Source organism: Candidatus Cloacimonadota bacterium (assembly GCA_034661015.1).
Classification (GTDB): Bacteria; Cloacimonadota; Cloacimonadia; order JGIOTU-2; family JGIOTU-2; genus JAYEKN01.
In genome coordinates this window covers 1-7,352 of sequence record JAYEKN010000213.1, presented here as the reverse complement: position 1 = coordinate 7,352, position 7,352 = coordinate 1, and the positions used below count along the sequence as shown (strand labels likewise).

The window sequence follows — 7,352 nt, the reverse complement described above, 5'->3', positions numbered from 1 at the left end:
AATTCATTAGCCACAATTTCAATACTATTCAAAAACTTTTCCATTCCACTATTGCTGGATAAATCTTCTTTAATTTTTCCACCAGAATATTTTACAATGTCCAAATATGGTGGATGAATAATTATTAAATCAATAGAATTTTTTTTTAGATTCGTTAAATCTTTTGCATTTCCAAGTATTGCTTTTTGTTTACAATCATTTTCAAAATCAAAATCTAAAGCATCATTTGAGAGTTTAACCGCCTCTGGATTTATATCAATTCCCAAAGCATTTCTGTTTAATAATTTAGCTTCTATCAGAGTTGTTCCAGCACCAACCATTGGGTCTAAAATATAATCTCGTTCTTTAGAGAACATTTCCATTAAATTTCGGGGAATTTGAGGAGCAAAATTTCCTCTATATTTTGGAGAATGTGTCGCCCAATTTCCTCGTTGAGGGAAAGTCCATAAAGTTGTAACTTCGGAATCATATTCTTTGAGTAGTTGATTATCTTTGATGTTGTCCATTATTTAGGAATTGCTAAATATAAAATCGGTTCTAATTCTAAAGTATCATTAATATTTCCTTTAACCTTATACAATTTACCTACATTTAATCCTGTATTAAAATCAAAAATCCTGTATAGATAATAACTGTTACTTTCTTGCTGTGAAAATTCTATTTCATTTTTTGTTAAATAAAAGGGTCTATTAATTTCTCCTCTTGTTGTCTTAACTTCTATATGTTTTTTTTCTCCATTAGTGGTATACGATAAGATATCATAGCCTAACCCATCACCAATTTCTTTAGAAGTATGTTCAATTAAATCAGCTAAATCTTTTCTATTGTTTTTAATTAGATGCTTCCTTTCTATTTGGATTACAAATAATTCACCTAATAAACCTAGTCTTTTATTTTCGATTTCAAGTTTGATAAAATCAACATCTTTAACAGCACTAAACTTTCTACTAAATTTGCTTACTTTACTTTTAGGAGCTGGAACTATTTTGAATTTAATGTCTTCAATTTTATTTTCTAGTATCCCAACTTCAAACCCCTCTTTAAATGCACAATTTGTACACTTGTGTCTACCTGAACCACCCTGATTGATTCCTAATTTTTTTAGAATAGAAGTAGGAGCTATGCTTCCTATTTGACATTCTTCTTTATCTATCAAAACTTTACAATATTCAGCATAAGTACTCCATTTTTTACTACTACCTAAGAGAAAACCTTGTTCGTAAGCACAAGTAGGGCATTTATGGCGACCACTTCCAGCTTGGCTGTCGTGTAAATTTTTTAATAAACTAACTGGAGCAACACCGCCGTGAATACAAGTTTCATTATTCATAATTCATTCCATTTTTTTTATCAAACATATAATTCTAATTTGCAAGAACTTATTTTTTAATAACACATTTTTTCATCGTGAATAACCACATCAATGTATTTTAATCCCATTTTTTTTGCTGCATACAACCTATGTTGTCCATCCAATAGAAACATTTCTGGATTTATCCAAATAGGTTCCCAAACATCAATATAAAAATCATTTATTATACTATCAATTGTTTCTTCATAAATTGGATTAACATATGAAAAATATTTTTTATCAATTTTAATTTTATCAATTTCTACTTTATTTTTTATTTTAAATCCGGCAGGATTTTCCCTAAATATAGTCATTGTTTTAAACCAATATGGACATTCAATATATTCTTTATCTTTCATTTTTTCTCCAAATTTTAAAAAAATGTAATTAATAATTTGCAATAATGATTTCATTAATTTGCCCTCTTTTTTGGGCGTTACTATTTATCATTCTCGTAGCTTTAACTCTTTGAATACTAAATTTATTATAAAGATTATCAAAAAAATTATCATTTGGATTGTGATTTTTAGGATCAGAGTTACTTAAAATTAAATCAGCTCCAATTTCATCAAGTTGTTTATAATATTTTGACAACCTAATTTGGTCATCATCATCAAAGCCATCTTTTGAATAACTCGTAAAACTTGAAGAATTATTTAATGGTCGATACGGTGGGTCAAGATAAACTAAAGTATTTTTATCTACAAATTTTTGAGTTTCAGCAAAATCACATATCTTGATTTCAGTATTTTGCAATGTTCTATTTACAGCTATAAGATTTACTTCATCACAAATTTTAGGATTTTTATATTTACCTGAAGGAACATTAAATTCACCTTTTCTATTTTGTCTAAAAAGACCATTGAAACAAGTTTTATTAAGGAAAATTAGCTGACATGTTCTTGTTATCCAAGAATTATTATAATTTTTATAATTGAAGGTTGTAATATTCTGGTTATATTTTTTTCTAATTTTATAAAAATAATTTTCTCTATCTTTGGTTGATTTTGCTAAATATTCCTTTTGCATTTTCCACAGAGCATCCACTAATTTATTTGGTTTTTTTTGAATAGTTTGATAGCCAACAATTATTTCTTTATTAATGTCAGAGATAAAAGCGTTTTCAATTTCGTAATTATTTTTTAGGTAAAAGAAAAAAGCACCGCCACCAATAAAAGGTTCAACATAATATTTAATTTTTTTTGTTTTTTTTATTTCTATCGGCAACTGTTTTTCCAAATTTTCTAGTAGTTGCGTTTTACCACCAGCCCATTTTAAAAAAGGTCTTGCGTTATTTCGCTTATATAAATCCGCATTTTTTTTCTTCATAATTTTCCTTCTTTTGAAATTTCACTCATAACCAATATCCAATCTATTGGATCCCCCCAAATGGATCACCCCAAAATTATGTCAAGCGTTTTCAGTTTTTAATTTTTTTACAATCATTTCAGATATTTTCCGATTTTTTCTACATCATCCAAATGAATTATTCCTTTCACATTGTGAGTATTTAATCCCAAAACCGTTTTCCCGAGTCCCAAGAAATAAGCAATTTCAGAGAGGGTGCCATATTTTCCATTAATTGCAATAGCAAGTTCACCGGTTTGAGCAATTATCGCATTTCTGGCATGTGAAATTCCGGTTGGGATAGGAATATCAATGAATTCGTTCGCCTCGGTGTTGTCGCCACCCGGCAGGATGCCGATGGTTAGTCCATTTTTTTGCTTTGCACCTTTTGCAGCGGCTTCCATTGCTCCGCTTTTTCCACCGCAAACAAGAACGCAATCATGCTCCGCAATGATTTGACCAACTCGTTGTGCGATTGCATAATTTTCATCACTAACTTCGCTTCCACCGATTACTGCAACTAATTTTTTATTCATTGTTTTTCCTTTTAAATAAATTAATCAATTCACACAAGAAACCGTTCCGCCAATAGGCGGATCTATGGATAAAACGGTTATGATTTTTTTTTATTTTCTGAACCCACAACTAAAGTTATGGGCTTCTATACAAATTATTATACATCTCTTATAAAGGTATGGAATTTACTCCATCACCAACCGCTAAAATAACCTATCATTCCAAACATAAATCCAACAAGCAGATTGACCAATTTCACAGCAACAAATCCACGTTTGGATTCTGCAAGCATTGGTAACATTCCGTGTCCATCCTGCACAATCGAACTTGCCAACAAAATGCTAAATGGAATTGAACCTTGAGCAAATAAAGTAACAAAAATCATGTGAGGACCTGACTCCGGAATCAAACCGATCAGACAGGCAATAATAAGAATTGTCAGTCGGTTGGCTTTTATCCATTGCTCAATATCCAAATGCCCGAAAACAATGTGCATAACGAAAAGGACACCAAATGTCCAGAGAAATATGCGGGGAATATGCACTTTGACAATATGATTCCAGAGATGTTCTTCGAGGAAATGGTCTGGAACTGTGGTTGTGATAAAAATCGAAATTAGCGAAGTAATAAAGAGCGTAATTCTTATCCAATTCCATGTGTCAGGACCAAATTCGCCGGCAGCGATTCCAGCAGCAAAAAGAACAAAAAATCCAATAAGTAGGGCTCGCTGCATTGAACAATGACGAAGCTGAGATAAAATTTCTCTTTTTATAAAACAATTGCATCTTTCATCTTCGTGAATTTGAAGTTTGTTAAGCTTTATTTTATCAGTTAGAAATTTTTCCGGAATAAATTTATCGGTCAGAAATCCTGAAACTAATCCAATAATAAAAATAATTACCACTAAGAACAATGCTTTGGAAGGGAACATGGCGAACATCACGAATGCCTCGTCCCCACTTGTGGCGATCATAGCTGCAACTAACGCCCCGAAAGAAACTACTCTGTGCGAATACAACGCAACTACTGTGAAAGCTCCGAGACATCCCGGCGTTGCCCCCAGAAAAGCAGCGAGGAGATATTGCTTCCACCTGCTGTCTTTGAGAGAATTCTGCCAGACACCTTTTGTCTCGACGTTGATATATTCGATGACCAGCATCATCACAAAGACGAAGCCGGTGATCATCAAAGAATGCTTTAATACGCTAATAATCATAATAAGTATAAATTCCTAAAAAAAATTTTTATAAAACTTAAACAATAGAAAACAACCTCATCTGCCGGTTGGCGGACTAATGAGCCACAGGAAATTACCATCATGTGAAAAAGAGCGAAACCACTGTTGCTGCTGTAAGAGAAATTAAAATTATCGGATAGAGTTTTTTGAAAAAGTCTTTGAGATTAGAACCAAAAAATTCAATGGAAACGGAAACGCAAGGATGAATGGGTGAAATTATATATCCCATATAAATCGCAAAAAACATCGTAGCAAAAGTCAGATAGCCGATTGATGAGAATCCGGTGGTGGAAAGATATATCGGTAAAACAATTGCAAAAGGCATCTGGACTCTTCCGGTTACGAAACCGAGAAATGCTCCGATAACAATTAGCAGAAAATGACGTGAGAATACAATATTTGCGATAATACGCGAGACATTTGATGCTTGAAAAATATTTATGAAGAGGAACATCCCGATAATTATAAGAAAAAATTTCCACGGTTTCATTTTTTTAGAAATTGGTAAGAGCTTTTTTAAGTTCATTTTTCCTAGAAACAGTGAGAGAAAAAAACTAAAAACGACCCCGATTATCAAGGGGATTTCCGTCATCAATTTTGGAAAAATTGTCATTAAAGAAAGGTGAATTGCGGGTGCAGATACGATAACGATGATAGGGAGAAGTATTTTTTTCAGATTGGGATTTTCTTTTGTTGTTAGTTTGCCATGAACTCCTCTAAGCAGAAAAAAGTATCCCAAAATCAGCATCAAGATAAAACCGGGAAGCATGTATAAAACTGCTGTATAAAGATTTAGATTAGCAATTTTGGTTGTAACCAGTAAAGCTCCGAGCGGATAAATCAGGATCAGTGCATGCCGAAACCAGACATTGATCGCCGCATATTGTTCGTTGGGAATATCTGCTCCGGCACGGAAAACAAGCGGAGCGGAAAGCAAAGCTCCCCCGGGCATTGGCAACATTCCGAAAAAAGCAGGACCGAAGATAAGGAAGAGTTTTCTGGAAATATTCAAGTTGGAAACGAGAGCCGTCATCATTCCGGTAGTTTCCAGCACTCCGCCGATGAGCGGAATAATACCCACCGCAAAAGCCATGAGAAGTGTGGAGGGTGTGGTGAGCGTTTTTGCTATTTGCTGCCAAATTTGAACGATAGACAGATTGAAAACGCCCAAAACGATTGCACCTACGAAGAATCCCAGCCACAGATTTTTTCTTGCGATGAGCACCATTAATACTAAAGACAGAATAAATCCAAGCCAAACAATTAGATCCATTATCATCTCCCGTTTTATATTATGTTTTTACTGACAAATAGTTGCACGAATATACACAGAAAAAAAAATACGCTGTTCAAAAATTAGGGTAATTCACGGAATAAATTTTTACCGTGTTATTTTAAAAAATGTTCCACGTTCCAAATGCTTTGGTTCGATTACTTTCTTTTCCAGTAAAGATTGGAGATATTTGCTGATTTCGTTTATATGAACACCGAGAGATTGAGACAGGTCTTCTGCAGTGCAAGGTCTTCGCTGAATGGTTGCAAGGATTCTATCGCTGATATTTTTATCAAAGCTTTCAATCTCATCTCTTCTTTGAAATTTAGAAATAATTTCAATCGGTAGAGAGGAAAACTTTTCAGTTACTTTTTTTAGTGTGTCTTCACTAATCGGTTCGCACCAATCCTCTGTGCCGGGTCGGTCAAGAGAATTCAGTTGGATATTAGTGGGTTTAATTTTTTCGACAGTTTCTTTTATCAAATTGAGTTCGTTTTCGGAAGAGTTTAATCCTTCAAGAAGAAAAATCTCCAGCCAGATTTCTCCCGAGTATTCTTCCCTGAAAGTTTTTAGTCCGCCGATTATATCATTTATTTTTATCGTCTTGTGGGGTCTGTTTATTTTTTGAAATATTTTCGGAGAAACGGCATCAAGGGACGGCATCACAATATCTGCGTTGCGAATTTCGTGTCTAACTTGCTCGTCCGAAAAAAGTGAAGCGTTGGTCAAAAGGGCAACCTTGTATTGCGGGTATTTTCTTTTCAGAAACTCAATTATTTTCCCGATTCCAATATGCAAAGTAGGTTCGCCCGAGCCTGAAAAAGTGAGGAAATCTAATTTTGGATTTTTGCTGAGATAATCGTCCAATTCGTTTATAACGTCGTCGGTTGGAACAAATTCTTTACGCTGGAAGGTTAGATCGGTCGTTTTTCCACACTCGCAGTAAACACAATCGAAGGTACAGGTTTTGAATTTTAACAGATCAATTCCGAGTGAGATTCCCAATCTTCTTGAAGGAACCGGACCGAAGAGGTATTTGTATTTCATATTTTCCTTATAATTGGGTCTTGGTTATTTGAAATTATTTGTTGCTATTTGCTTGAATTTATCGTTTTGAAATTTGTGATTTATACAAAAAAGGGTGTGCACCGCTCGTTGTGATTCTATTCCATGCTGTTTTGTGTAGTTAGCTCAGACCAAGTGAACTAACGGCACATCGAACCGACTGCTTATTGCTGCTACCTTCCGGTCCTGACAAGGTTCACAGAGTTCGATTGCGTTAGGCTTGATCATCAACACCACTTGCACAAAGCACACACAGCCATCAAATCCCGAAGAGAGGAATTCAGCCCTGCTATAGCGGATTGCAGGTAGAGGACACCGCTAGCTTCCCGCTTAGCACACCCAATAATTTATTTGTAAAAGATCTGTCTCATTCTCAACCGAAATGCTCGCTGATTGAGAATGAGAACAAAAATCTAAATTTGCCATTAATTTTCTGCGGTAACAATATAGAATTTTTTCGTAGTAGGTGGATATACAGAATCAAACCAAGTTGTGTCGGGTATTCCACTCGCTTCGACAGTCCAGCCCGTTGGGAAAATGGCGTAAGGATCGGTCGAACTGTA

Annotated in this window: 8 protein-coding genes and 1 other RNA gene; all 9 read right to left on the bottom strand. The window is 34.5% G+C overall.

Annotation, left to right across the window (positions count from 1 at the left end; genetic code table 11):
* The coding region (locus U9P79_08205; protein ID MEA2104604.1) for a DNA methyltransferase at positions 1–506 on the bottom strand (506 nt) is incomplete at its 3' end.
* Positions 506–1,330 carry a DUF3883 domain-containing protein gene (locus U9P79_08200; GenBank protein MEA2104603.1) on the bottom strand — a complete coding sequence of 275 codons (825 nt, stop codon included), beginning with the start codon at positions 1,328–1,330 and terminating at the stop codon, positions 506–508. The genes U9P79_08200 and U9P79_08205, both read right to left, overlap by 1 nt.
* A 56-nt stretch (positions 1,331–1,386) precedes the next feature.
* On the bottom strand, positions 1,387–1,710 hold the full coding sequence (locus U9P79_08195) for a hypothetical protein (protein ID MEA2104602.1): 324 nt from the start codon (positions 1,708–1,710) through the stop codon (positions 1,387–1,389).
* Between the two features lie 28 nt (positions 1,711–1,738).
* A complete protein-coding gene (locus tag U9P79_08190; GenBank protein MEA2104601.1) occupies positions 1,739–2,680 on the bottom strand; it encodes a Dam family site-specific DNA-(adenine-N6)-methyltransferase in 942 nt (313 codons plus the stop codon).
* 113 nt (positions 2,681–2,793) lie between these two features.
* Positions 2,794–3,255: a TIGR00725 family protein gene (locus tag U9P79_08185; GenBank protein ID MEA2104600.1), complete on the bottom strand. Its 462-nt coding sequence runs from the start codon at positions 3,253–3,255 to the stop codon at positions 2,794–2,796.
* A gap of 152 nt (positions 3,256–3,407) precedes the next feature.
* Positions 3,408–4,430: a putative manganese transporter gene (locus U9P79_08180; protein ID MEA2104599.1), complete on the bottom strand. Its 1,023-nt coding sequence runs from the start codon at positions 4,428–4,430 to the stop codon at positions 3,408–3,410.
* Positions 4,431–4,530: 100 nt separating this feature from the next.
* On the bottom strand, positions 4,531–5,724 hold the full coding sequence (locus U9P79_08175) for a DUF401 family protein (GenBank protein ID MEA2104598.1): 1,194 nt from the start codon (positions 5,722–5,724) through the stop codon (positions 4,531–4,533).
* A 108-nt stretch (positions 5,725–5,832) separates the two neighbouring features.
* Complete coding sequence (locus tag U9P79_08170; protein ID MEA2104597.1) at positions 5,833–6,771, bottom strand: radical SAM protein; 939 nt, start codon at positions 6,769–6,771, stop codon at positions 5,833–5,835.
* A 94-nt stretch (positions 6,772–6,865) separates the two neighbouring features.
* Positions 6,866–7,128, bottom strand: an RNA gene (gene ffs / locus U9P79_08165) — signal recognition particle sRNA large type.
* Between the last annotated feature and the right edge of the window lie 224 nt (positions 7,129–7,352).